At 68.0% G+C, this 24,087-nt stretch carries 15 protein-coding genes and 1 pseudogene; 6 read left to right on the top strand and 10 right to left on the bottom strand.

The annotated features are described in order from the left end of the window. Positions 1 to 104: 104 nt before the first annotated feature. Positions 105 to 1,313: an acyl-CoA dehydrogenase family protein gene (locus tag RSO01_RS11035; protein WP_147149144.1), complete on the top strand. Its 1,209-nt coding sequence runs from the start codon at positions 105 to 107 to the stop codon at positions 1,311 to 1,313. On the opposite strand, the gene RSO01_RS11040 is transcribed toward RSO01_RS11035, so the two are convergent. The 6 genes and pseudogenes from RSO01_RS11040 to RSO01_RS49445 form a co-directional block, all read right to left on the bottom strand. Further along, positions 1,285 to 2,304, bottom strand: coding sequence for an alpha/beta hydrolase family protein (locus RSO01_RS11040; protein ID WP_147149145.1), 1,020 nt, complete (start codon positions 2,302 to 2,304; stop codon positions 1,285 to 1,287). The two genes, RSO01_RS11035 and RSO01_RS11040, sit on opposite strands and share 29 nt — an antisense overlap. Beyond that, positions 2,301 to 4,565, bottom strand: coding sequence for a condensation domain-containing protein (locus RSO01_RS11045; RefSeq protein WP_147149146.1), 2,265 nt, complete (start codon positions 4,563 to 4,565; stop codon positions 2,301 to 2,303). Before RSO01_RS11045 ends, RSO01_RS11040 begins: the two co-directional genes overlap by 4 nt. Continuing rightward, complete coding sequence (locus RSO01_RS48925; RefSeq protein ID WP_246158297.1) at positions 4,565 to 9,235, bottom strand: non-ribosomal peptide synthetase; 4,671 nt, start codon at positions 9,233 to 9,235, stop codon at positions 4,565 to 4,567. Before RSO01_RS48925 ends, RSO01_RS11045 begins: the two co-directional genes overlap by 1 nt. Before the next feature lie 81 nt (positions 9,236 to 9,316). Further along, entirely contained in the window at positions 9,317 to 12,238 is a 2,922-nt protein-coding gene (locus tag RSO01_RS48930) for a type I polyketide synthase (RefSeq protein ID WP_246158299.1), read from the bottom strand. Beyond that, a complete protein-coding gene (locus RSO01_RS49440) occupies positions 12,235 to 13,071 on the bottom strand; it encodes a non-ribosomal peptide synthetase (RefSeq protein WP_373867894.1) in 837 nt (278 codons plus the stop codon). Before RSO01_RS49440 ends, RSO01_RS48930 begins: the two co-directional genes overlap by 4 nt. After that, a pseudogene (locus RSO01_RS49445) lies at positions 13,063 to 14,146 on the bottom strand (AMP-binding protein); the annotation flags it as partial. The pseudogene RSO01_RS49445 and the gene RSO01_RS49440, both read right to left, overlap by 9 nt. Before the next feature lie 218 nt (positions 14,147 to 14,364). On the opposite strand from RSO01_RS49445, the gene RSO01_RS11075 reads away from it, so the two are divergent. Genes RSO01_RS11075 through RSO01_RS11085 form a run of 3 tightly spaced genes read left to right on the top strand, consistent with a single transcriptional unit; the run spans position 14,365 to position 16,579 of the window. Next, positions 14,365 to 15,270, top strand: coding sequence for an ABC transporter ATP-binding protein (locus RSO01_RS11075; protein ID WP_147149148.1), 906 nt, complete (start codon positions 14,365 to 14,367; stop codon positions 15,268 to 15,270). A 23-nt stretch (positions 15,271 to 15,293) separates the two neighbouring features. Continuing rightward, the gene (locus tag RSO01_RS11080) at positions 15,294 to 16,253 is read left to right on the top strand and encodes a DnaJ C-terminal domain-containing protein (protein WP_147149149.1); all 960 of its coding nucleotides are present in this window, start codon (positions 15,294 to 15,296) and stop codon (positions 16,251 to 16,253) included. Next, positions 16,250 to 16,579, top strand: a complete 330-nt coding sequence (locus tag RSO01_RS11085) for a chaperone modulator CbpM (protein ID WP_147149150.1) — start codon at positions 16,250 to 16,252, stop codon at positions 16,577 to 16,579. Before RSO01_RS11080 ends, RSO01_RS11085 begins: the two co-directional genes overlap by 4 nt. A gap of 67 nt (positions 16,580 to 16,646) precedes the next feature. On the opposite strand, the gene RSO01_RS11090 is transcribed toward RSO01_RS11085, so the two are convergent. From RSO01_RS11090 to RSO01_RS11100, 3 genes are all read right to left on the bottom strand, one after another. Further along, entirely contained in the window at positions 16,647 to 17,612 is a 966-nt protein-coding gene (locus RSO01_RS11090) for a Bug family tripartite tricarboxylate transporter substrate binding protein (RefSeq protein ID WP_147149151.1), read from the bottom strand. 33 nt (positions 17,613 to 17,645) lie between these two features. Then, the gene (locus tag RSO01_RS11095; RefSeq protein ID WP_147149152.1) at positions 17,646 to 18,629 is read right to left on the bottom strand and encodes an alpha/beta fold hydrolase; all 984 of its coding nucleotides are present in this window, start codon (positions 18,627 to 18,629) and stop codon (positions 17,646 to 17,648) included. Positions 18,630 to 18,803: 174 nt separating this feature from the next. Further along, entirely contained in the window at positions 18,804 to 21,089 is a 2,286-nt protein-coding gene (locus RSO01_RS11100; RefSeq protein WP_147149153.1) for a xanthine dehydrogenase family protein molybdopterin-binding subunit, read from the bottom strand. Positions 21,090 to 21,226: 137 nt separating this feature from the next. Between RSO01_RS11100 and RSO01_RS11105 the strand changes: the two genes are divergently transcribed. Beyond that, positions 21,227 to 21,859, top strand: a complete 633-nt coding sequence (locus tag RSO01_RS11105) for a LysE family translocator (RefSeq protein ID WP_147149154.1) — start codon at positions 21,227 to 21,229, stop codon at positions 21,857 to 21,859. 197 nt (positions 21,860 to 22,056) lie between these two features. On the opposite strand, the gene RSO01_RS11110 is transcribed toward RSO01_RS11105, so the two are convergent. Continuing rightward, positions 22,057 to 23,100, bottom strand: coding sequence for a threonine aldolase family protein (locus RSO01_RS11110; RefSeq protein ID WP_147149155.1), 1,044 nt, complete (start codon positions 23,098 to 23,100; stop codon positions 22,057 to 22,059). A 54-nt stretch (positions 23,101 to 23,154) separates the two neighbouring features. Here RSO01_RS11110 and RSO01_RS11115 point away from each other — a divergent pair, with 54 nt between their 5' ends. Further along, a complete protein-coding gene (locus RSO01_RS11115; RefSeq protein WP_147149156.1) occupies positions 23,155 to 23,985 on the top strand; it encodes an enoyl-CoA hydratase/isomerase family protein in 831 nt (276 codons plus the stop codon). The last annotated feature ends 102 nt before the right edge of the window (positions 23,986 to 24,087 follow it).

Here is a 24,087-nt window from a genome sequence, read left to right on the forward strand (position 1 = left end):
TGACGCGGAACCATACCGCCCGTCGGAAGCCTCGGCCAGTCGAGTACTGGACTCGGTTGTGCAGGCACCGCTAGCCTTTGTGGAAAGATCATCGGAGGAAACGCATGGATCTGGCCCTCAGCCCGCAGGACGAAGCCTTCCGCGACGAGGTGCGGCGCTTCCTTGACGAGAACCTTACGGAGGACTTACGCGAGGCCGGCCGCAAGACCGGCGGCGTCTTTGCCGACGTCGATGCCGGGATGCGCTGGCACAAGGTGCTGGCCAAGCGCGGCTGGTCGGCGCCGAGCTGGCCCACCGAATATGGTGGCACCGGCTGGAATGCAACCCAGCGCTACATCTTCGCCCGTGAATGCATCGCCGTCGACGCCCCGCGCATCTTCGCCATGGGGCTGCGCATGGTCGGCCCGGTGATCATGAAGTTCGGCACGCAAGAGCAGAAGGCCAAGTACCTGCCCCGGATCGTGGCGGGCGACATCGTGTTCTGCCAGGGCTATTCCGAGCCAGGGTCGGGCTCCGACCTCGCCAGCCTCAAGACGCGCGCCGTGCGCGACGGCGATGACTACGTGATCAACGGCACGAAGATCTGGACGACCGGCGCGCATGTCGCCGATCACATGTTCTGCCTGGTGCGCACCGCGAGCGACGGCAAGCCGCAGGACGGCATCTCCTTCGTACTGATCGATTCGATGAAGACGGCCGGCCTCACGGTGAAGCCGATCGTCACCCTGGCGGGCGACCACGAGGTCAACCAGGTGTTCTTCGACAACGTGCGTACACCTGTCGCCAACCGCATCGGCCCGGAGAACGCCGGCTGGACGGTCGCCAAGTACCTGCTCGAGTTCGAGCGCGGCGGCGACGCCTACACGCCGAACCTATACGCCCGCATCGAGGACATCAGGCGCATCGCCCGCGAGGAAGCCTCGGACGGCACCGGCCGGCTGCTCGAAGAGCGCACCTTCGCCGAGCGCCTGGCCGAAGCCGAGATGGAGATCCAGGCGCTGGAGATGATCGAGATGCAGGTCCTGTCCGACCTGAGCCGCGGCAAGAATCCGGGGGCGGTGTCGTCGGCGATGAAGATCCGCGGCAGCGAGACCCTGCAGAAGCTCGACCATCTCGGCGTCGAGGCGCTCGCCTGGTATGCTGCGCCCTTCGAGCCCGAGGCGCGCCTGCTCGGCAACAACCAGCCGACGGTGACGCCGGAGTGGGGCATCACGACGATGCCGCTTTATCTCAACAATAGTGCGTCCACGATCTACGCGGGCTCGAACGAGATCCAGCGCAACATCATCGCAAAGGCAGTTCTCGGCCTGTAGGGCTGACCCACCGCACGGTCCGACCGTTCCTGCCGACCAGGTAGCTGAGCGGCGCGTCGTCGCCCATCAGCGTGCTGCGGAAGAAGGCGACCTCCAGCCGCTCGATGGCGTCGTTCATGGCTGAGCGCCGGGAATTGGTCCGGAACAGCGTGCTCCGCCGCAGCTCGAACAGGCCATCCGCAAGGTCGTCGTGGGCCGCCGGCTCGATCATGGACCAGTAGTTGCGCGGCTGTTCCATGCGGCGCTTGTTGCGCGGTATGTCGACCGCACTGATGTGCGCGTAGTTGCGCACGGCTGGATCGGCCGAGGTCAACTCGGCTTCGGCGGGAAATGCCTCACGGCTGGACAGCAGGAAGTAGGCCTGCGGGCCGATCTGGTCGGAGGTCGGCCCCAACAGGGCGCCGTCGATGTTGAGGACGGCGAGGATGCGATGGTCCATCAGGCCCGCCTGGATCGCCGCCGCCCCGCCCACCGAGAAGCCCATGGCGCCGATGCGCGCGAGGTCGAGACGGCCGGCGAGGTTGGCAACCTGGCCTTTTTCGAGGGCGTGCAGGATAGCGATCAACCGATCGGCCTGCCTGAGGACGTGCCGGCCGCCGCGCTCGATCGTTGCCTTCAGGGCCGCATCGGATCCCAGGTCGAGCGACACGCCGCGGTCGGGATCGAGGGCGGGATCGCTTGCGACGTCGTCGCAGCCGACGACCACGAAGCCGTGGCTCGCCAGGTTCTCGATCTGGATGCTACTTTGTGTGCGCGTCCCGGCCCAGCCCGGAGAGTAGAGGATGACCGGCGCCGGCTCGCGCACCCCCGCCGGATACCAAACAGTGACCGGCAACGAGCGCCCGTCCGAGACGCGCAGCACGACTTCCATGTGGCTGACGGCCTGCGGTCCTGTTGGCGAAGGCCGGCGCGGCACGAACACCAGCACCAGCACGAGCAGGCAGCCGAGGACGAGCAGCCCCGCCACCAGCGACAGGCGCAGGGCGGTCATCCGCTGCGTTGGCCTTCGATCGCGGTCAGCAGCGGATCCAGAAACGACGCGATGGCGGCGGCCGGCTTCTCCTGGAACATGTCGAGATGGGCGCTGTCTATGTTGGCCTGGTAGAGCCTGCCGGCCACGATCGGTCCCCAACCCATGCGCTCGTCGAACAGCCGGCCGCGCAGCGTTTCGTTGCTGCGGAAGATGACGGCGTCGATGTTGGCGGGCGCTGGCCGGTGCTCGTGCGCTGCGTCGCGGATGTGGTCGTCGAACCAGCGGCCGGTGAACAGGTCGGCCTCCGTCGGCTCGGCGGGCGGCGTCTGGTGGCCAAGACGGCGCAGGATCGGCGCCCAGACGAGGTCCTTCATGCCGATCTCGCCCCGGCGGTATTGCTCTATGCGGTTGAGCCGGCCGCGTATCCGAAGCTGACACTGGCGGCGCTCCTGATTCGCGCGCGACATCGATTCGCGGTAGCCGGGCGCCCATGTGTCGAACAGGCAGACCAGCTCGATCTTCTCGCCCATGCGCTGCAGCTGTCGCGCGGCCTCGAAGGCGAGGGCGCCGTAGACGCAATGGCCGCCGAGGAGATAGGGGCCGCTCGGCTGCGCCCAGCGGATGAGCCGCACGGTATAAGTGGCGAAATCCTCGAAGCTGTATCCCGAGAGGTCCAGCGGGCCGTCGGGATGATAGGTCTGGATGTCGATTAACGGTCGGTCGGCGCCCAGCGCGCGCGAGAGCTGGTAGTACACGGAACGATTGTTGATCGCGATCATCGGCGTGCGGGTGCCGCCTTCGTTGAAGCGCACGACCTGCCGCGCCGGATCATGGACGGGAATGGGCTCGCGATGGCCACCTGTCTGAAGCGCGGGCGCTGCCATGGACGTGGCAGAGGCTCGCGTGGCAATGCCATGCAGCGCTGGACAGTCGGCCAGGCGAAGATCGGGTGAGGCCACCAGCGCTTCCAGGCAGGTGCGCCAGCCTTCCAGCAGTTCCTGCACCGTCGAGGAGTCGTAGAGGTCGCGGTCGGCCTCGCACGACATGCGCCAGCCTTCGTCGCGCCAGATCAGGAAGAAGTTGAGATCCCACGGCGTGCCCGAGGAGAAGGACGGCAGCGAGACGAGGCTGAAGCTGCCTTGGTCGCGCTCGGATTCCCGTGTGCCCGAGTAGGATCGATGGACGACGAGATTGACGGCGTGCAGCCGCTCGCCGGCCCCATCGGGCAGCTCCCGCAGCGCCACCTCGAAAGGCAGTCGCTGGTGATGCAGCGCTTCCCGTACCTCGTCGGCCGCCATGCGCGCGAAGGTGAGAAGGGAGGCCTGGCTGTCGACCGGCAGGCAGAGCGTGATCGAGTTGACGGTCGGGCCTGCCAGCAGCTCGGCCGCCGGCTCCTCGCGGTGCGCCACCTGCGATCCGATCACGACCTTGGCCTCGCCGGTCACGCGATGCAGCAGCAGTGCCAGGGCGGCAACGGCAAGGCCGTAGAGCGTGAAGCTGTGCCGGCTCGCGAAGTCGTCGACCGCATTGCTGAGGCCTGGCGGCAGCAGCAGCGAGACGATGTCGCCGTGATCGCCGGGACGGTCGGCCGGTTCGTGGTCCGCCGGAACGGCCGTGCCGGTCACGCCCTTGAGCTTGCGCTGCCAGTACTGGCGGGACTCCTCGAGGGCGCCGCTCGCCAGCAGCTCCCGCTCCCATAGCGCGTAGTCGACGACCTGCAGCTCGGGCTCGGCGTTGCCAGGGGTGGCGCCGGCCTCGATCGCCTTCGCCGCCGCCTTGAACTCCGCGACCAGCAGACCGATCGACCAGCCGTCGGCAATCGCCGCATGGAAGGTGAGAAGCAGGATGCTGCGGCCGGGGTTGAGCCGCAGCAGGCCGGCGCGGAACAAGGGCGCTACACCGAGGTCGATGGGCTCGATGGCCTCTCTCTTGGCAATCTCTTCGGCGCGCGCCATGGCGGCGTCGGCATCGAGCGTCGACAGGTCGATGCTGCGCAGCTTGACCGGGCAGTCCGGCAGGATCACCTGCTTCGGCACGCCGTCGACCTCGCGCAAGCACGTGCGCAGGATCTCGTGGCGCCGGACCAGAACCTGCAGGGCGCGTTGAGCGACATCCTGCGTGAGCCGGCCGATCACCAGCCAGCGCATGGCGCCGTTGAGACCGTAGGGCCGTGCGGACCGGGCCTGCGACCACAGCCGCTCCTGCAGCAGGGTGCAGGGAAAGGGGCGGCCCTCAGGGTCGGGCAGCGGCGCCTGGTTGTCGTCGGGCCGGCCAGCCATCACGAAGCCACCATATGCCGCCGCGCGCGATGCCGGAAATCGGCAAGGGCAGGCGCCTTTCCGCGACCCGCGTCGGCCGGCCCGCGCTTCTTGTCTAAAACCGTCCGGGCCAGGGCTGCGATGGTCGGGTTCTTCATGAGGTCGCGCGCGTCGACGGCGATGTCCTGCCGTTGCAGGCGTGCGGCGATCCGGAAGACATGCAGCGAATCGGCGCCCGCCGAGAACAGCGGATCCTCGACCCCGAAGTCATTCCGGCCGAGCACCTCCACCCACACGGCCGCGATGGCGGCTTCGATCGGCGAGGCCGGCCGCTCAGCGGTCGATTTGACCGGCCGCGGCGTTTCCGGCGGTGTCGGCAGGGCATTGCGGTCGAGCTTGCCGGCGGCCGTGAGCGGCAGGGCGTCGAGTGCGATCCAACGGGTGGGCACCATGTAGTCGGGCAGGCGCCGTGCCAGGTCGGCGCGAAGCGACGCCGGATTGCCGCTGGCCGCCACGATGTAGGCGACGAGCGCCGGGTCCGGACCGATATCGTGACGCAACAGCACCGCGCAGTCGCGGACGCCGGTGGCCTGACGCAGCGCGCTCTCGATCTCTTCAAGCTCGATGCGAAAGCCGCGCAGCTTGACCTGGCGGTCGTTGCGGCCGCGCAGCTCGAATTCGCCCGTGGGCAGCAGTCGGGCCCGGTCGCCGGTGCAGTAGAGGCGCTGCGGCGGTCGGCCCGCCAGCGAGACTTCCCGGAACGACCGGGCCGTCAGGTCCGCTCGGTCGAAGTAGCCCTTGGCAAGGCCGTCGCCGCCGATGAAGAGCGTGCCGAAGACGCCCGGCGGGACGATGCGATCGTGTTCGTCGAGCACGTAGAGCTCGGTGTTGGCAATCGGCCGGCCGATGGTCATCTCGCCGCCATCGACGGTGACCTCGCGGCCTGACGCACAGATCGCTGCCTCCGTCGGACCGTAGAGGTTCCACAGTCGCCCGCCGCCGGCCAGCAGGCGGTCGGCGAGATCGCGCGGCAGCGCCTCGCCGCCGGCCAACATCTTCATCCCGGGCCGCGCGGCGAAGCCCGCCTCAAGCAACATGCGCCACAGAGTGGGCGTCGCCAGCAGCAGGGTGGCGTTCGCCTCGTCGAGCAGCGCCACGAGCTCGAAGCCGGTCCGGACGGCTTCGGAGCCGGCGATGACGACGCGGCCGCCGGCGATCAGAGGCGTGAAGAGCTCGGGGAGCAAAGCATCGAAGGTCACGGCGCTCGCTGCGACGAACACGTCGTCGGCTGCGATCTCGCACAGCGTCGACCAGGCGATCAATGTGTTGGTCAGCGATCGATGGGCGATCTCGACGCCCTTCGGCGCGCCCGTCGAGCCCGAGGTGAAGATGATGTAGGCCGAGGCATCCGACGGCACGCGCGGCAGGTCGGGAACGCTGGCTGCCTGGGCATCGAACCTGTCGAGGTGAAACGCAAAGGCGCCCGGCGCGATCGCGGCCATCGCTTCGTCCTGGCAGACGATGCCGTCGATGCGGGCGATCGCCGCGATCTGCCGTAGCCGTTCGACCGGCTGGCGGACGTCGAGCGGGACATAGGCATGGCCCGCCTTCATCACGGCCAGCAGGCTGACGAGCAACGTACAGGATCGATCGACGGCGACGGCAATCCGGCCGCGCCGCACGGGACTCGCCTGCAAAAGGGCGTGGGCGAGGGCGGTCGATCGGCGGTCGAGTTCGGCGTAGGTCAACGATCCCGTGTCGTCGCTGCAGGCCACGCGCTCGGGCGCCCGGGCTGCCTGGGCGGCGAACAGGTCGTGGACGCAGCTCTCGCTCGGATAGGGCGTGGCTGTATCGTTGGCGATGTCGAGCACGAAGCGCTTCTGCTCCGTGGACAAGAGTTCCAGCGCTGCGAGCGGCGTTTCAGGTGCGGCGACGATGCTCTCAAGCACCAGCCGGTAGTCCTCCATCCAGCGCGCGATCGTCGCCTCGTCGAACAGGGCCGTGCTGTAGTCGCAGTCGATCCGCAGCCCCGCGTCGGACTCGATGACGTTGACGCAAAGATCGAAGATGGCGGCGGCCTTGGCGTTGGGCGTGACCTTCACCGACAGGTCGCCGAAGTCGGTCGCGGTCGACAGGCGCTCGAGGTTGAACTGGATCTCGGTGAGCGGCAGCCGGTCGACCGTGCGTTCGATCGGCAGGGCACGCACCAGGGTGCCGTAGGTGCACCGGGCGTGGTCGAAACCTTCGGCCAGCCGTCCGGCCGCCATCCGTACCATCGAGCTGAACGACTTGTTCCAGTCGATTGGTGAGCGGAAGGGAAGCATGTTCACGCAATGGCCGACGAGATCGGGCCGATCTTCCACCGCCTGGAGCGCCACCGGAACGCCGATCACGACATCGCTGGTATTCGACAGCCGGCCGATCACGATCTGCAGCGCGGTGAACAGCGTCGAGAAGAGAGTTGCGCCGCTCGCCGCCGCGGTCCGGCGCAGCCCGGCAAGAAGCGGCGCGTCGGCCTGCGTCGTGTATGTGGCGCCGGCGTAGGCGCGTTGCTGTGGGCGCGGGCGGTCCGCCGGCAGCTCCGGCAAGGGAGGAATATCGCGGTAGAGCGACGTCCAGTAGGCGAGGTCGGTTGCCTGCTCTTCGCGTGACGACGCTTCGTCGTGGGCATGGCGCGAGAATGACGCGGCGTCGGGGAGCGGTACGGGTTGCCTCGCGCGCGCCGCCCGGTAGCAGGTGGCGAGCTCCCGCAGGATGACGTTGGTCGACCAGCCGTCGCATACGATGTGATGGGCAATGAAGACGAGGACGTGGCGCTGTGCTCCGAGCTGCACCAGCGCTGCCCGCACCAGCGGTCCGGCCCACAGGTCGAAGGGCGTGCGCGCGTCAGCCGCGACGAGGGCCGCCAGGGCGGCATCGGGATCGGCCTCGTTGCTAACGTCGTGTGGACGGAGGGTGAGGGCCAGCCGGGGCGCAAAGTGCATGCGCTCGTCGTTGCGGCCGACGCGGCCGCGCAGCGCATCGTGCCTCGCGATCACCTCATTCAGTGCGGCCTCGAGGGCAGTCGGATCCAACGGGCCATCGAGCGCGATGCTGATCGATTCGTTGAAGGTGCAGGAGGCCTCGTCGCCCATCTGCGCCGCGGTGAGGATCTCGATCTGCGGCTCCGTGAGCGGCGCCGATGCGATTGCCCTGCCGCTCGCTTCGAGGATCCCGGCGGCCTCGAGGGCATCGAGCGAAGCCGTGAACGCGCTTTCGATCGCCGCGATGTCGGCGTCGCTGTGCGCCGTCGTGAGGAAGCAGGGAAAGCCTTCCTGCATATGGATGCCGAGCAGCCGCATCTGCGGCCAGAACAGGGATGCCAAGGGACCCTCGGCCGCGAAGCTGATGTGGAACCAGCTCGAATAGCCTTCGGCGCGCGTCGCCAGGCCGCGCCGTTCGAGGTCGCGGTTGAGGGTATCGACAAGCCGGCCCATGCGCTCGGCCAGCCGCTCCTGGAGCGCCGGCCCTTCGGCCTGGAGATGAAGCAGTACCGCCTTGGTGGCAGCCAGCGCCAGGGGGTGCCGCACGAAGGTGCCGGCGACGAAGGTGGCGGCCGCTTCGGGGACCGAATCGTCGCCATAGCGCCAGGTCCCGCCGTCCAGCGCGTCCATAAACTCGGCCTTGCCGGCCAGGATGCCGATCGGCATGCCGCCGCCCAAAACCTTGCCGTAGGTCACGAGATCGGCGGCAATACCGAACACCGCCTGCACACCGCCCGGGTGGACGCGGAAGCCGGTGACGATCTCGTCGAACATCAGCGCGGCGCCGCTGGCGTCGCAGAGGGCACGAAGCTTCTTCAGGAATTCGACCGGTCTCAGCGCGGGATGGCGGCTCTGCACTGGCTCGACGAGCACGGCCGCGATGTCCTGACCGTTGGCCGCGATCCAGTCCAGGCTGCGCTGCTGGCCATAGGGCAGCACGGTCATGTTGGCGATGGAGCCAAGCGGAATGCCCGGCGCTGTCGGCAGCGCCTGCGGGCCGGTGCCGCCGATCGCCTTGACCAGCGCCTCGTCGAACTGGCCGTGATAGTCGTTGTTGAACACCACCACGCGCTCGCGGCCCGTGACCGTCCGGGCCACGCGCATCGCCGCCATGACCGCTTCGGAGCCGGTGTTGCAGAACGTCACGCGCTCGCTTCCGGTCATGTCGCGAACGAGCGCAGCGACGTCGCCGGCCAACGGGCTTTGCGGGCCGATCGGAAAGCCGTCCCGGAGCTGCGCCGCGATGGCGTCGGTGACGAAATCGGGAGAGTGCCCGAACATCGTCTGGCCGAAGCCGTTCACCAGGTCGACATAGTCGTTGCCGTCGATGTCCCGGATCTTTGAGCCCTTGGCCCGGTCGGCGACCACGGGATAAACCAATTCCTTCCATTCACGCCGGAAGCCCGCGGCCGTACGCGGATCGGCCAGCACGTCGCGGTCGCGCTGGGTGCGTGCCTTCGACAGCGGCGTGCGCGCATTCAAGCGCTGCGCCAGCGTCCGGATGTAGTCCTGTTGCCGATGCGTTAGCGGCGTACTCTTGCCCCGCGAGAGGCGAGGCGGGCCGGCGACATCCTGAGTCTGCTCTGCCGCGGGCAATCGCGCCGCCGGGGCCACGGCAGGCGCCTGTCCATGCAGGGCGCGCAGCTGTTCGGCGAACAGGGCATGCATGGCGTCGAGCTGCGCCTGGAAGAGTGCCGTGGTCGGGGGAGTCAGGGTTTCCGCGGCAGTCGTTGCTGCCGATGCCGCGGGCTACGCCGGCAGGATCGAAGCGAGATGATCGGCCAGCGTCGCCGCCGAGGGCGTCTCGTTCAGCAGTTGCCTGAACGATATCTTTGTCTGGAACTTCTTCTCGATGGCGCGCGCCGCCTGCCCCAGCAGGAGGGAGTCGAAACCTTGCACGATGAAGTCGGCTTCGGGATCGATGTCGGTGACGCCGGACAGGTCGCGGAAGATCTCCACGATCTGGGTGACCAGCGCAGCGGCTGGTGGCGCCGGCATCGGAGACGACGCCACCGGCGCAACAGGTCGCGCGGCCGGCGGGGCGTGCCAGGGCGCCGGCTCGATCCAGTGCCGGCTGCGCTGGAAGGGATAAGTCGGCAGGGAAATCCGATGACCGCGTGAGCCCGCCGCGTTCCAGTCGAGCGGCAGGCCGGCGCTCCACACGGCGCCGGCCGCATCGGACAGGTCGCCAGTGTCGGGTTCCGGCATGCTCGTGATCACGCCGCGCAGCGCGGCCCGGTCGACGATCTGCGGTGCCAGCGACGACAGGGTGCGTCCCGGCCCGATCTCCAGCAGGTACGGCCGGCCGTCGCGCGCCGCGGTGGCGAGCGCAGCGGCGAACTGTACGGGCGCTCGGCAGTGGCGCACCCAGTACTGCGGATCGACGGCCTCCGTCGCGGTGATCCAGCGCCCGGTAACGCTAGAGACGAAAGGAACGATCGGCGGATGCAGCCGGATCGTCTTGGCGCTGAGCGCGATCTCAGCCAGTGCCGGTTCGACAGCGCGCGAATGAAAGGCGTGGGAAACGGAAAGACGGCGGCAGGGCACGTCTCTGCCGGCCAGCCGCGCCTCGAGCGCTTCGATTTCACGGACCGTCCCCGCCGCGACGCAGAGCGACGGCGCATTGACCGCGGCGAGGTCGAGCCCATCGCCGAGCTCGGCCTTGAGCTCCTGTTCCGGCAGGCGCACCGCCAGCATCGCGCCGGGCGGCAGCGCCTGCATGACACGGGCGCGCGCGGCGACGAGCCGGCAGCCTTCCTCGAACGAGAAGACGCCAGCCAGACAGGCGGCAACGAACTCGCCGACGCTGTGGCCGACCATGGACGTCGGCTCCAGACCCCATTCCATCCAGAGGCGCGCCTGGGCGTACTCGAAGATGAACAGCGCCGGTTGCACCAGGCCGGTGGCATCGCCGCCACGGGCATCGGGCTGGAGCAACTGCTCGCGCAGGCCTGTGCCGACGAAGGGCGTGGCGATCTCGATGCCCTGGTCGATCAGCGCGCGAAAGCTGGCATGCGGTTCGTAGAGATCGCGCGCCATCCCGGGCAACTGCGCACCCTGACCAGGAAACATGAACACGAGAGGGACCGCATTCTCGGCGGTGCGGATCGTGGCCGGCAAGGCGTGCAGCGCCTGGATCGCCTGCTCGCGCGATGTGGCGACGATGGCGGTGCGCTGTTCGAAGGCGCGCCGACCGGCCTGCAGCGTGAAGGCGACATCGTCGAAGTCGACGTCGGGACGCCCGGCAAGATCGTCGGCAAGCGCGGTCGCCGAGGTGCGCAGCGCGACATCGTCGCGGGCGGACAGCGGCAGCACGTAGTGACGCCGTGCGCTCGCTGTGGCTCGCGCGATCCGCGGCGCCTCCTCGAGCACGGCGTGCACGTTGGTGCCGCCGACGCCGAAGGAGCTGACGCCCGCCCGGCGCGGCCCGTCGCCGCTCGACCACGGCTGGGCGGTTGTCGGGAAGTAGAACGGGCTGTTCGACGCATCGATGTGCCGGTTGAGCCGGCGGAAGTTGGCGAGCGGCGGAATTTCGCCGTGATGCAGCGTGAGCGCGGCCCTGATCAGGCCGACGACGCCGGCCGCCGCATCGAGATGACCGATATTGGCCTTGGCCGAGCCGATCGCGCAGGTGGGCCGGTCGACCCGGTGCATTCCGAAGCCCTGCTGCAGGCCGGCGAGCTCAATCGGATCTCCCAGCGGCGTCGCCGTGCCGTGGCACTCGACATAGCCAATCGAGCCGGCGTCGACCGCGGCCACTGCAAGCGCCGTCGCGATGGCCTCGGCCTGGCCTTGTGCACTGGGCGCGGTGAAACCAACCTTGCCGCTGCCGTCGTTGTTCACGGCAGTGCCGCGGATGACGGCATAGATGTGGTCGCGGTCGTCCATGGCGTCGGCGAGGCGCTTTAGGGCGACGATGGCCACGCCGTCGCCGAAGACAGTGCCTGTCGCATCGTCGTCGAAGGGGCGGCAGATTCCATCCGCCGACACCATGCCGCCCTCCTGATGGAGGTAGCCGCGCTTCTGCGGGAAAGTGATCGAGACGCCGCCCGCCAGCGCCATATCGGACTGGCCCAGCAGCAGGCTCTGGCAGGCCTGGGCGATCGCCAGCAGCGACGTCGAGCAGGCGCTCTGCACGGTGATGGCTGGGCCGCGCAGGTTGAGCTTGTAGGCGACGCGCGTGGCCAGCGTGTCGGGCAGGGCGCCCAGCAGGGCGTCGTAGAAGCCGACCTGGTAGTCGCTGGCGAACCGTTCCGGATCGAGCTCTCCCGCCAGCACGTTGGTCAGCAGATAGGTCGACATGCTGCTGCCGGCGAACACGCCGATCGCGCCGGGAAAGCGCGCCGGATCGCAGCCGGCGTCTTCGAGCGCCGCCCATGAGCATTCGAGCAGCAGCCTGTGCTGCGGATCAGTGAAGGCGGCGACCTTCGGCAACATGCCGAAGAAGTCCGCATCGAACCGGTCGACGTCGCGCAGGATGGCGCGGGCGCGAACGAAGTTGGGAGCGTTGCGCACCTCGTCGGGAAAGCTGTCCTCGAGCTCGGCATCGGAGAAGCGCGTGATCGACGTCACGCCGCTTCGCATGTTGGTCCAGAATTGCCTGACGTCGTCGGCGCCGGGGAACCGCCCGGCCATGCCGACGATGGCGATGGCATTGTCGGGCAGGCTCATCGCGGCCTGGCGTTGTGCAGGCGCTGCAAGGCAGCGGCCTGGCCTTGCGCCCGCCGCTGGGCTTCCTGGGCGATCGAGCCGTGCCTGCCGTCGAGGGCGCGGGCCAGATCGCGGATCGTCGGATGGCGGAACAGCGTCAGCACGTCGACCTGCGGCCAGATCCGGCTGATCGAGGCGTGCGCCTCCATGAGTTTCAGCGAGGTTGCGCCGAGCTCGAAGAAATTGGTGGCGACGTCGATGCTGTGCACGCCCAACACACGGGTAAAGATCCCGCTCAGCATGCGTTCGGTCTCGCTGGTCGCGGACATGATCGGCGACGGCTCGACCGCAGCACGTGCCGCCAGCAGGCGCTGGTCGATCTTGCCGTTGGCGGTGAGGGGGAATTCGTCGTGCGCCACGATCCGCGACGGCCGCATATGTGGCGGCAGCGCCTGCGTCGCCTGCGCATGCACGGCGGCAACGGCCACCTGTCCCTGGCCGGCAGCGGCCGGCTTGACGTGGGCCGTCAGGACCAGGGCGCCGGTGTCGCCCTTCGTCGCCGTTACCACGGCGTCGCTGACGCCGGCGCAGCGCCGGACAGCCTCCTCGATCTCGCCAAGCTCGACCCGCTTGCCGTCTACCTTTATCTGGCGGTCCCGGCGACCGATGAAGTCGAGGTTGCCGTCCGGTCGGCGACGCACGAGATCGCCGGTGCGGTACAGCTTGCTGGCCGGACGCTGCGGATCTGGCACGAACTGCTCGGCCGAGCGCAGCGGATCGCCGGCGTAATCCACCGCGAGCCCGAGCCCGCCCGCATAGAGCATGCCGATCTCGCCATCGCGCACCGGGCGCATGGCGTCGTCGAGCAGACGTACATAGGTGCCGCCGATCGGGACGCCGATCGGCACCGGCCCGCCACCCCAGCCTTCGCGCGGGACGCGATAGCAGCAGGTGAACGTCGTATTCTCCGTGGGCCCGTAGCCGTTGATCAACTGGCAGCCGGGCAGGGCGGCGACGGCGCGCATGACGTGGTTGGGCGACAGGACATCGCCGCCGGCAAGGAGCTGGCGAAGCCCGGACAAGGCCTCGAGCTCCTGGTCGACCAGCGCCCGGAAGAAACCACGCCGTCGTCACGCCGTCGCGCCGGATCGTATCGGCGATGGACTTGAGGGAAGGGTGATCGTCGGTGACGAGGACCGCACGTGCGCCGTGCAGCAGGGTTCCCCAGATCTCGAACGTGCTGGCGTCGAACGACAGCGGCGCGTTATGGAGGAAGACCTCGTCAGCGCCGAAATGGGCGTAGGTCTGACCGGTGACCAGGCGCACCACGGCGCGGTGCGGAATGCGAACGCCCTTTGGGCGGCCGGTCGAACCCGACGTGTACATCACCTAGGCGATGTCGTCGGGCCGCGAGTCCTCTTCGAGTGCGAGGTCGGACTCGTCGCGGCTGAGGTTGATCGCGTCGGAGAGGTTGATCGCGTCGGAGAGGTTGATCGTGGGCACCGAGAAGGCACCAGCATCGCGGTTCGCCGAAAGCACCAGGTCGGCCTGACAGTCCTGCACGATGGCATCGAGATAGCTGTAAGGACTGCCCGGATCGAGGGGAACGTAGCCGGCGCGCATCTTCAACGTCGCCACCATGGCGATCAGCGACGCCAGCGAGCGACCGGCATGAAGGCCGACCAGGCTGGCCGGCTTTGCGCCGCGTCGCAGCATGAAGCGGGCGAGCTGGTTGGACTGGCGATCGAGCTCGTCATAGGTCAGGCACGTGCCACCCTCGACGGCGGCCACCGCCGGGCCTGCCGTTCGCACCGCCGCGGCAAAGCGGCTGGTTATTCCTTCGCCGGCGGCCTCGAAATCGAAGCCATCCCACTCGTGAAACGTAAGCCTCGCCGCTCCAGGTGCTGACCCAGGCATTGAACCGACCATGACGATATGCTCGAACCGGAACGCATGAGTTCACCCCGGAACCGAGTTCCGGGAGAGCTCACCGTCCGCCCCCAATTCCCACGGCCAACGCTTAGCAACATTGGGCCAAGAATCAAAGTATTTGCGTGATTCCGGCACCTTCTTGCATTGAGTCCGAACTGTCTGTGCGGGAACGCCCGCCGTTGGATGGCGTTGGCCGTCATATGGACAGGAGCGCGTTGCCACGGACGATCATGGGTTACGTGGTCCGCAGCTCGGGCCGCCATCAGATCGCGCTCGCTGCCCTGTCAGCCGCGGTGTTCGGGCTGAGCAGCGTTCCCCTTGAACTACAGCGCCGGGTCGTCAACGATGCCATCAAGAACGGCGCGACCGAAACCATCATGTGGCTCGCCATCGCCTATGCCGGCGTCGCCGTGCTCGAGCAGGCGCTGAAGATGGCGCTGAACCTCTATCGCAGCTGGGTGAGCGAGGATGCGGTGCGTACCCTGCGCAAGACCCTGGAGGATGTCGAAGGCGCCGAGCCTTGCGAGCGCGATGCGACGGGCACCCATACCGCCATGGCGGTGGCCGAGGCCGAGCCGATCGGCGGCTTCGTCGGCATGGCGATCTCCGAGCCGCTGCTGCAGGCCGGCATCCTGTTGAGCGTTATCGGCTACATGGTCTGGCTGGAACCTTGGACGATGGTGCTGAGCCTGGGCTACCTGCTGCCGCAGGCGCTGTTCGTGCCGCCCCTGCAGCAGGCGATCAACCGCCGCGCCGAGGACCGCATCAAGACGCTGCGCCAGGTGAGCGGCGATATCGTCGAAGGCGGCACGCCCGACGATCGACATGTCGAGCGCGTGTTCGAGCTCAACATGGGCATCTACAGATTCAAATTCGGCATGAACCTCGGCATGAACCTGATGTATGCCTTCGCCGTCGCCGTCGCCCTGGGCGTCGGCGGCTGGTTCGCCGCGAGCGGGCGCATCGATGTCGGCACCGTGGTGGCCGTGGTCTCGGGGCTGGGCAAGCTCAAGGATCCGTGGAGCGACTTGGTGAGCTGGGGCCGGGAATTGTCGGTCGACAGCGTGAAGTACCGGCTTTTCGTCGATGCGGTCGGCCGGCGGGGGCTTGCAACCGCCTGAATCATCATCACATTTGGCCCACTATGGCTGATCCCTATTCCGTTCTTGGCGTGCCCAAGACCGCCTCGGAAGACGACATCCGGAAGGCGTTCCGCAAGCTCGCCAAGAAGCATCATCCCGACCTCAACCCTGGCGACAAGGCGGCCGAGGCGAAGTTCAAAGAGATTTCGCAGGCCAACGATATCCTGTCCGATGCCGAGAAACGCCGCCGCTTCGACGCCGGCGAGATCGACGCCACCGGCCAGGAGATGCCGCCGCGCGGCTTCTACCGCGACCATGCCGGCGGCTTCGGCGGCGCCAAGTACGAACGGTCGGGCGGCGAGGAGGCCTTTGTCGACATGGGCGACATCTTCTCGGACATGTTCGGCCGCGCGCGTGGCGGCCGCGCCGGTCCCGGCGGCTTTTCGTTCCGCTCCGGCGGCGCTGAAGGGTTCGACATGGGCGGAATGCCGGTGACTTACAGTCTGCGTGTGCCGTTCCTGGCGGCGGCGCGCGGCGGCAAGCAGCGGGTCAACCTGCCCGACGGCAAGACGCTCGACATCGACATCCCCGAAGGCACGACCGACGGCCAGACGCTCAGGCTGAAGGGGCAGGGCATGCCCGGCGCCAAGGGCGGTCCGGCGGGCGACGCCTATGTTGAGATCCATGTCGATCCGCACGCCTTCTTCGAGCCGCGCGACAACGACATCCATGTCGAACTGCCGGTGACTCCGACCGAGGCGGTGCTGGGCGGCCGCATCCGCGTGCCGACAGTGGGCGGGCCGGTGATGCTGAATGTGCCGGCCGGCTCCAACACCGGCACGTCGCTGCGGCTGAAGGGCCGCGGCCTGCTCGACCGCAAGTCGGGCCAGCACGGCGACCAGTACGTCAAGCTCAAGGTCGTGATGCCGGACAAGCCGGACGATGCCCTGAAGGAGTTTCTGGAGAAGTGGGAGGCGGGCCGCGGCTACGACCCGCGCCAGTCGATGGAGCAGTTCACATGACCACGCTCGAGGAACTGCTGCGCGTGCACGAGCGGCTCACCACCGTCCATGTCGAGCGCTGGGTCGCGCGCGGCCTCCTGCGGCCATCGGCCGATGGCCAGGATTGGGTCTTCGAGCCGGTCGACGTGGCGCGCGCCCGGCTGCTCGCCGACCTGACCGGCGATCTCGGCTTCGACGAGGAGGCGGTCGAGACGGTGGTCGATCTTCTCGATCAGGTGCACACGCTGCGCCGCCAGCTCCATCAGCTTGGGCTGGCGATCGGCCAGCAGCCTACGCAGACTCGCGAGGCGATAGCGGTGGCGCTGAAGGATTTGCGCGAACGCTAGCTCATATTCGGACCGCGGGCCTCTGGCCCGCTCATGAGCGGGCCAGAGGCCCGCGGTCCGCGTATGACTATCCCGGCTCGACGCCGGCGCGCTTCACGGCTTCGCCCCAGGCGGCACAGCCGGTCTTCATGATCTCGGTCAGCTCGGCCGGCGTCGTGCCCGTCGCGAACAGGCCCATGTCCAGAAGCTTCTCCTTGCCTTCGGGTGTCTGCACCAGCTTGCGGATCTCCGCACTCATGCGCTCGACGATCTCTTTCGGCGTGCCGGCAGGCGCCAGGATCGCATTCCAGCCGGTGAGATTGATCTTGTAGCCGGCCTCCTCGAAGGTCGGCACGTCGGGCAGGCGCGGCCAGCGCACGGTCGAGGTGACGGCAAGCGGCGTCAGCTTGCCGCCCGAGATGGCAGGCCCGCCGGCGGCGAGATCCTGGATGGTCATCGGGATGTGGCCAGCCAGCGTGTCCTGGATCGCCGGGCCCGCGCCCTTGTAGGGCACGTGCGTCATGTCGAGCCTCTCCGCCTGGTTCAGCATCTCGTCCCAGATGTGCGACGACGAGCCGTTGCCGAACGAGGCGAAGCTCACCTTGCCCTTGCGCTCGCGCGCCCAGGCGACGAACTCCTTCACCGACTTGGGCCCCAAGGTCGGCGGCACGACCATGGCAAGCGGCGCCAGACCATGCTGCGTCACCGGTACGAAGTCCTTGAAGCCGTCATAGGGCAGCTTCTTGTAGACGTAGGGGTTGATGCACATCATCGACGAGTTGACGTACAGGAACGTGTAGCCGTCGGGCGGTGCATTCTTCGCGATCTCCGCGCCCACCATGCCCTGCGCGCCGGGCTTGTTCTCGACGATCACCTGCTGGCCGAGCACTGCACTCAGCTTGTCGGCGAAGTAGCGCGACACGACGTCGGTCTGCCCGGCCGGCGGATAGGGCGCGATCAGCTTGATCGGCTTGTTCGGCCACGCTTGCGCCGAAGCCTCGGTGGCGAACAGCAGCAATCCGCCGGCAAGCGCGGCGAGCATCTTCCGTGTCATTGAATATCCTCCCGACGGAAAACTAGCCGCCGGTCAGTCGCCTGCCAACTTTCGCCAGGCGGCGGCGATCGCAGCCGTCGCCGGAGGATCGGCGATCATGCCGAGATGAGTCTCGTTCGGCACGATGGTCACGCCGATGCGCGGATTGACCGTTTGCAGCATCGGCTTGAACTGATCGGCATTGAACAGCTCGTCGTTGGCGCCGACCACGATCTCGGTCGGCGCCGTTATGCGCGCCAGCACACCGCGCCAGTCGCGCTCGAGCTGCAGGCTCGCCGCCAAGCGGAAGGAATAGACAGGTGTGCGACGGTCGCTCGGCTTGGCGTCGGTCGCGAAGTGGACGGCGGGCAAGTCCTGGAACCAGCCGAGACCGATGCTGCTGAGCAGCGACAGCGCGATGACGCGCGGCACGGCGACGCCGGCCCAGCCGCCGGAGTTCGGCTTGTTGGTCGGCGAGTCCTGGCCGATGTAGGGCGAGATCGCGAGGTAGTCGTTGAACAGGGCAGCCTGCCGGCCGCCGGCGATACGGAGCGCGAAGCCACCGCCGGAGGAGAAGCCCATCAGCGTTCGATGCACGCTCGGCTTGTCGAGGCCCAGTTCTTTGACGAGGTCGGCGAGATCGTCGTCGAGCTGGCCGAGATAGGAGACGTCGCCGTTGGCGGTGCCGCTGCCGCCATGGCCGCGCAGGTCGATGGCATAGACGCTGGCGCCGGCAGCCTGCAGCGCCTGGGCGAGCTTCAGCATCGAGGCGTCCGTGGCGCTCGAGCCGTGCACCAGGACGACGGCGCGATCAGGGCGGGCGGGATAGGCGCGGTAGTTCAACGGGGCTCCGTCGCGCGCCTTGAGAGTCTGCAGTTTGGGCAGTTCGGCGAAGTTCCACTGGGCGATGCCGGGGACCGAGTTGCCGGCGGCCAGTACGGGCGGCGCGGCGGGTGCATTGAAGGCGATGACGGCGGCGAAGGCGCCGACGACGATAGGGACGAGCACGCCGGTGGCGATGAGGAGGCGACGGAACATGGGGCGACTATGGGCTGTCGACGTTCGCGATCCATGGTCGTTTCGCGAATTCGCCGTGCATTTCACGAAGCGTCGGAGCGCGGGCCTCTGGCCCGCTCATGATTCATGCTCTTTCGGACCGCCGGCCTCGGGCCGGCATCATGATCATGAGCGGGCCGGAGGCCCGCGCTCCCGCTAGCGCCCGTTTATCGCCCGCCACACCTTGTGCGCCGTGATCGGCATGTCGATATGGCGCACACCGAGCGCCCGAAGGGCATCGAGCACGGCGTTGGCGATGGCGGCCGGGGCGCCGTTGGTCGGCAGTTCGCCGACGCCCTTCAAGCCCATGAAGTTGTTGGACGAGGCCGTGGCGATGGTCTCGACCTGCAGGGACGGGGTGTCGTCGGCGCGCGGCAGGGCGTAGTCCATCAGGGTACCGCTCAGCAGCTGGCCGCTCTCCTCGTCGTAGACCGCCTCTTCCAGCAGCGCATTGCCCAGGCCGTGGACGATGCCGCCATGGACCTGGCCCACCAGAAGCCGCGGATTGACCACGGTGCCGCAGTCGGCGACCTCGGTCAGGCGATCGACGCGCACCACGCCGGTCTCGGGATCGACCTCGACCTCGCAGACCATGACGCCGGTGGGGAAGGATTCGATCTTGTCGCCGAACAGCGCGTCGCCGGTGAACGGCTTGGCGGCCGCCAGCTCGAACAGGCCGATGCGCCGGTCGGTGCCGACGACCTCGAAGCTGCCGTCGCGATAGGCGATGTCGGCCGGCGCCGTCTCCAGCCGCTCGGCCGCAAGGTCGCGGCCGCGCTGGATCACGACGTCGGCGGCGCGCTTCAAGGTCGTGCCGCTGATGATGGTCGAGGACGAGCCGCCGGTGCCGCCGCCGTGCGGGATGCTGCGCGTGTCGCCCTGGCGCACTTCTATGCGGTCCATCGGCACGCCGAGCGACGCCGCCAGGATCTGGGCGAACACCGTCTCGTGGCCCTGGCCCTGGCTTTGTGTTCCCACGCTTGCCACCAGCCGGTCGGGCCCGACTTGCACCACGACGTGCTCATCGGCGATCCCGCCGGTGCCGTGGAGATGACAGGCGAGGCCCAGTCCGCGCCGCTTGCCCGCGGCTTCGCTCGCCGCACGACGCGCCGTAAAGCGCGGCTCGTCGGCGGCCTTCAATGCCGTCTCGAACAGCTGCACGCAGTCGGCGGCGTCATAGGTGTAGCCGCTCGCCGCCGCGTACGGCATCTCGTCGGCCTTGAGCAGGTTCAGACGGCGCAGCTCGGCCGGCGTGTGGCCGGTCTCATGGGCGGCGAGATCGACCAGGCGCTCCAGCAGGAACAATGCCTCGGGCTTGCCGGCGCCGCGGATGGCGTCGACCGGCACGGTGTTAGTGAAGACACAGTCGAAGTCGATGCGGATCGCCGGGATGCGGTAGAGGCCGGAGATCACCTTGGCCAGGCCCGTGGTCGGGATGGTCGGCGCGAACATCGAGACATAGGCGCCGTAGTTGGCCTCGGCCTTGACGCGCACCGCCAAGAATTTGCCTTGTGCATCGAGCGCGAGTTCGCCGCTGGCAACAAGGTCGCGGGCATGGCTGTCGCTTTGCGTCAGCTCGGCGCGCTCGCAGGTCCAGCGCAGGCCGCGCTTGAGCTTGCGGGTGGCCCAGGCGATCAGTGTCGATTCGGCATAGATCGGATATTTCGGCCCGAAGCCGCCGCCGACATCCTCGGTAACAAGACGAAGCTTGTCCTTGGGCACGTTCAGCACGCGCTCGCACATCAGGCGATGCGGGATCTGCACGCCCTGCGAGGAGAAGGTGACGGTCACGAGGTCGTCGGCGTCGTCGTAGGCCGACCACGCCGCGCGCGTCTCCATGTAGTGCACGATCTGGCGCGGCGAGCGGATGGACAAGGTCGAGACGTGCGCGGCGCGCGCGAAGGCGGCATCGGTCGCCGCCGCGTCGCCCTTGCCCCATCGGCACATCAGGTTGCCCGCCACGTCGTCATGGACCAGCGGTGCATCGGGAGCGAGGGCCTGCGCGGCCGTGACGACGGCGGGCAGCGTCTCGTAGTCGATCTCCAGCAGTTCGGCCGCGTCGCGCGCCTGGTCGAGGGTTTCGGCCGTGATCATGGCGACGATGTCGCCGACATGGCGCACCTTGCCCGGCGGCATCGGCAGATGCTCGGGCTCGCGATGGCGGTTGCCGGCCGCGTCCTTGATCTCACTGATCGCCGGCAGATGGCCGACCTTGTCGGCTACAAGGTCATCGGCGGTGTAGATCGCCGCAATGCCGGGCGAGGCTAGGGCCGACGCCTTGTCGATGCCGGCGAGGCGCGCATGGGCGTGCGGCGAGCGCACGAACAGGACAGCCAGCGCACCGGCCGGCGCGGTGTTGTCGGCATAACGGCCGCGGCCGGTCAGCAGGCGGCGGTCCTCACGCCGCATCAGCGGCTGGCCAAGAGCAACTGGAGCATTCATGCGGTCGGGTATACCGGCTTTTGCAGCCGGCACGTGACGATGAAAATCTGGGGCTGGGATTACTCCTGTTCCTGGCGTCGGGCTCTTGGCGTTGGGGGGCCTTGCAGCCGGCGCACGGGCATGGCAACTCGGTTGCCATGGATAGCATTGTGGTCCTCATCAGCGTCTTCGCCGTCTTCATCCCCGCACTCATCCTGCCCGGGCCGGACTTCGTTGCCGTCGTGCGCTCATCCATGACCCACGGCACGCGCGCCGGGCTGTTGACGACGCTCGGCGTGTCGACCGGCCTCTGCATGTACTCGACGCTCAGCCTTTTGGGCCTGTCGGCCATCCTGGCGGAGTACCAGTGGCTCACCTGGACGGTGCGCGTGCTGGGCGGCTGCTATCTCGCCTACCTGGGCATCAAGCTTCTGCGGGCCAAGCCGCAGACCATCGACCTCGATCAGGAGCCGCGTCGACCCGCCGGCGCGCGTGCGATCCTGTTCGGCTTCCTGGTGACGCTGACCAACCCCAAGGCGATCGTACTGTTCGCCAGCGTGTTCGCCACGGCGGTTACGGCTTCAACGCCGACCTGGCTGATGGTCCTGATGATCGGCCTCGTGACGGCATCGTCCTTGATCTGGTATTCCTGCGTCAGCCTGTTCATGTCCTCCGGCCCGGTGATGCGGCGTTTCCAGAACGCGCGGCACTGGATCGAGCGGGCGGCAGGCGTCTGCTTCATCGGTCTCGGCGGCAAGGTTTTGGCCGACGCCGGGAGACCGATATCGTAAGCTTGCGTAACTGAGTGCTGGGCTTCCAACTGGACGAGGGGTCATCCGCCATGTCCGAGCCGCCACCGAATCGCAATCCCGCCTTTCAAGCCGTCATCAGGCGGCTGCTTGCCAGACGGCCGCCGCAGGCCAGGAGCGCGCCCGGCAAGAGCCAGGCGCGCTCCTCGTCGAAGAAGAAACCCCGGGCGGCTTGAGCGCTACGCGGCCAGCGCGTCGCTGATCACCTTCAGGGCGGTGTCGATGTCCTTGCGGTTGACGTCGAGATGCGTCACCGCACGGATGCGCGTCGCGGTGTTGGCGCCGATGCCGACGCCGCGCTCGCGGCAGGCGTCGACGAGCTTGGCCGAGGTCCAGCCGGGCTTGGTGATCTCGAAGAACACCAGGTTGGTCTCCATGCGCGGCACGTCGATCTGGATGCCCTTGATGTTGGCCAGCCCCTCGGAGAGGTGCCGGGCATTGTCGTGGTCCTCGGCCAGGCGATCCCAGTTGTGCTCCAGCGCATAGAGCGCGGCGGCGGCGATCACGCCGGACTGGCGCATCGAGCCGCCCAGCATCTGCTTCTGGCGCCACGCCTCCTTGATCAACGCCTTGTCGCCCGCGAGGCTAGCGCCGACCGGCGCGCCCAGGCCCTTGGTGTAATCGAGCCACAACGAATCGACGCAGGCCGCATAGTCGCTGGCCTTCACGCCGGACTTCACCGAGGCATTGCAGAGCCGTGCGCCGTCCATGTGCAGTGCCACACCTGCGTCGCGCGCCACCTTGGCCACGCCCTGCATGGTGGCAAGCGGCCATACCGTGCCGAAGCCGCCATTGGACGTGTTCTCGATCGAGACCAGGCGCGAGCGCGGGGCGTTGCGGCTGTTGGGGTCGCGCAGCGCGGCCTTGACCTGCTCGCCAGTGAACACGCCGTTCGGGCCTTCGATCGGCCGGATCATGACGCCGGAATTGGCGGCCGGGCCGCCGGTCTCGGCGTTGATGATGTGGGCGGTGCGGTCGGCGATCACCTCGTCACCCAGCCGGCAATGCACGCGGATGGCGATCTGGTTGGCCATGGTGCCGCTCGGCAGGAAGACGGAATCCTCCTTGCCCAAAAGCTCGCAAACGCGCTCGCGCAACCGGTTGACCGTGGGGTCTTCCATTTTCTGCTCGTCGCCGACTTCGGCGTCGGCCATGGCCTTCCGCATGCCGGGTGAGGGCTTGCTCTTGGTGTCGCTGTAAAGATCGATGAAACGGTTTTGCATGGCGTGTCAGGTTCTCCTGCTCCACCATAGCGGCAATCGGCAGGTGGAGGAAACATGAGCCAGTTTGCGGCCCAGCCCGCAGCTTCGGTAATGCCGGAAGAGCTGCTCTACGGCGTCGACGGCGCCATCGCCACCGTCACGCTGAATGCACCGCAGCGTATGAACACCATCTCCGGCCCGATGCTGAAACAGCTCACCGATGCATTGGTGCGGGCCAATGAGGATCGCGAGGTGCGCGCCGTCATCCTGACCGGCACCGGCCGCGCCTTCTGCGCCGGCCTCAATCTCGAGGCGCAGAGCAGGGGCACCGACAATCTCAGCGTCGGCTCGGGCGCCACGCCGACCAACATCGACCTGCGCAACACGCCGCCGCCGGTTCTACATGCCATGGACAAGCCGGTGATCGCCGCGCTGAACGGCTCGGCCGCGGGCTACGGCCTTGACCTGGCGCTGGGCGCCGACATCCGAGTCATGGCGCAGTCGGCCAAGCTCGCGGCGTCCTATGCCAAGCGCGGCGTGCTGCCGGAATCGGGCGGCACGTGGTACCTGCCGCGCATGTTGGGCTGGGCCAAGGCGGCCGAGCTGATCTTCACCGGCCGAACCCTCAATGCCGCGCAGTCGCTGGAGATCGGCCTGGTGAACAGGGTCGTGCCCGATACCGAGGTGCTAGGCGCCGCGCGCGAGCTTGCGTTGGAGATCGCAGCCAACGCGCCGCTCGCCATCCAGGCGGCCAAGCGCATGATGCGCATGGCCTGGAACGAGCCGTTCAACGAGCACGTCCATCACGTCTTCCTGCAGCTCCTGCCGTTGATGCAGACCGAGGACATGAAGGAGGGCATCAAGGCCTTCCTGGAGAAGCGCGAGCCGCAGTTCAAGGGACGCTGATGCAGTTGAGTGCCAGCGGAATGGCCCAGAACGCCCTCGCTGGTTCGCACTACGATATCGAGCGGGCATCTCGACGGCCAGCGTCGGTGCCGTACAATGACG

Source organism: Reyranella soli, assembly GCF_007992495.1.
Lineage (GTDB): Bacteria > Pseudomonadota > Alphaproteobacteria > Reyranellales > Reyranellaceae > Reyranella > Reyranella soli.

Coding starts and splice junctions, on each gene's coding strand:
- RSO01_RS48925 (WP_246158297.1), bottom strand. CDS start 9,235: ATGCATGCCCTGTTCGCCGAACAGCTGCGCGCCCTGCATGGACAGGCG.
- RSO01_RS11085 (WP_147149150.1), top strand. CDS start 16,250: ATGACCACGCTCGAGGAACTGCTGCGCGTGCACGAGCGGCTCACCACC.
- RSO01_RS11045 (WP_147149146.1), bottom strand. CDS start 4,565: ATGGCTGGCCGGCCCGACGACAACCAGGCGCCGCTGCCCGACCCTGAG.
- RSO01_RS11110 (WP_147149155.1), bottom strand. CDS start 23,100: ATGCAAAACCGTTTCATCGATCTTTACAGCGACACCAAGAGCAAGCCC.
- RSO01_RS11040 (WP_147149145.1), bottom strand. CDS start 2,304: ATGACCGCCCTGCGCCTGTCGCTGGTGGCGGGGCTGCTCGTCCTCGGC.
- RSO01_RS11090 (WP_147149151.1), bottom strand. CDS start 17,612: ATGACACGGAAGATGCTCGCCGCGCTTGCCGGCGGATTGCTGCTGTTC.
- RSO01_RS11095 (WP_147149152.1), bottom strand. CDS start 18,629: ATGTTCCGTCGCCTCCTCATCGCCACCGGCGTGCTCGTCCCTATCGTC.
- RSO01_RS48930 (WP_246158299.1), bottom strand. CDS start 12,238: ATGAGCCTGCCCGACAATGCCATCGCCATCGTCGGCATGGCCGGGCGG.
- RSO01_RS11115 (WP_147149156.1), top strand. CDS start 23,155: ATGAGCCAGTTTGCGGCCCAGCCCGCAGCTTCGGTAATGCCGGAAGAG.
- RSO01_RS11100 (WP_147149153.1), bottom strand. CDS start 21,089: ATGAATGCTCCAGTTGCTCTTGGCCAGCCGCTGATGCGGCGTGAGGAC.
- RSO01_RS11080 (WP_147149149.1), top strand. CDS start 15,294: ATGGCTGATCCCTATTCCGTTCTTGGCGTGCCCAAGACCGCCTCGGAA.
- RSO01_RS11105 (WP_147149154.1), top strand. CDS start 21,227: ATGGATAGCATTGTGGTCCTCATCAGCGTCTTCGCCGTCTTCATCCCC.
- RSO01_RS49440 (WP_373867894.1), bottom strand. CDS start 13,071: ATGCGCCCGGTGCGCGATGGCGAGATCGGCATGCTCTATGCGGGCGGG.
- RSO01_RS11035 (WP_147149144.1), top strand. CDS start 105: ATGGATCTGGCCCTCAGCCCGCAGGACGAAGCCTTCCGCGACGAGGTG.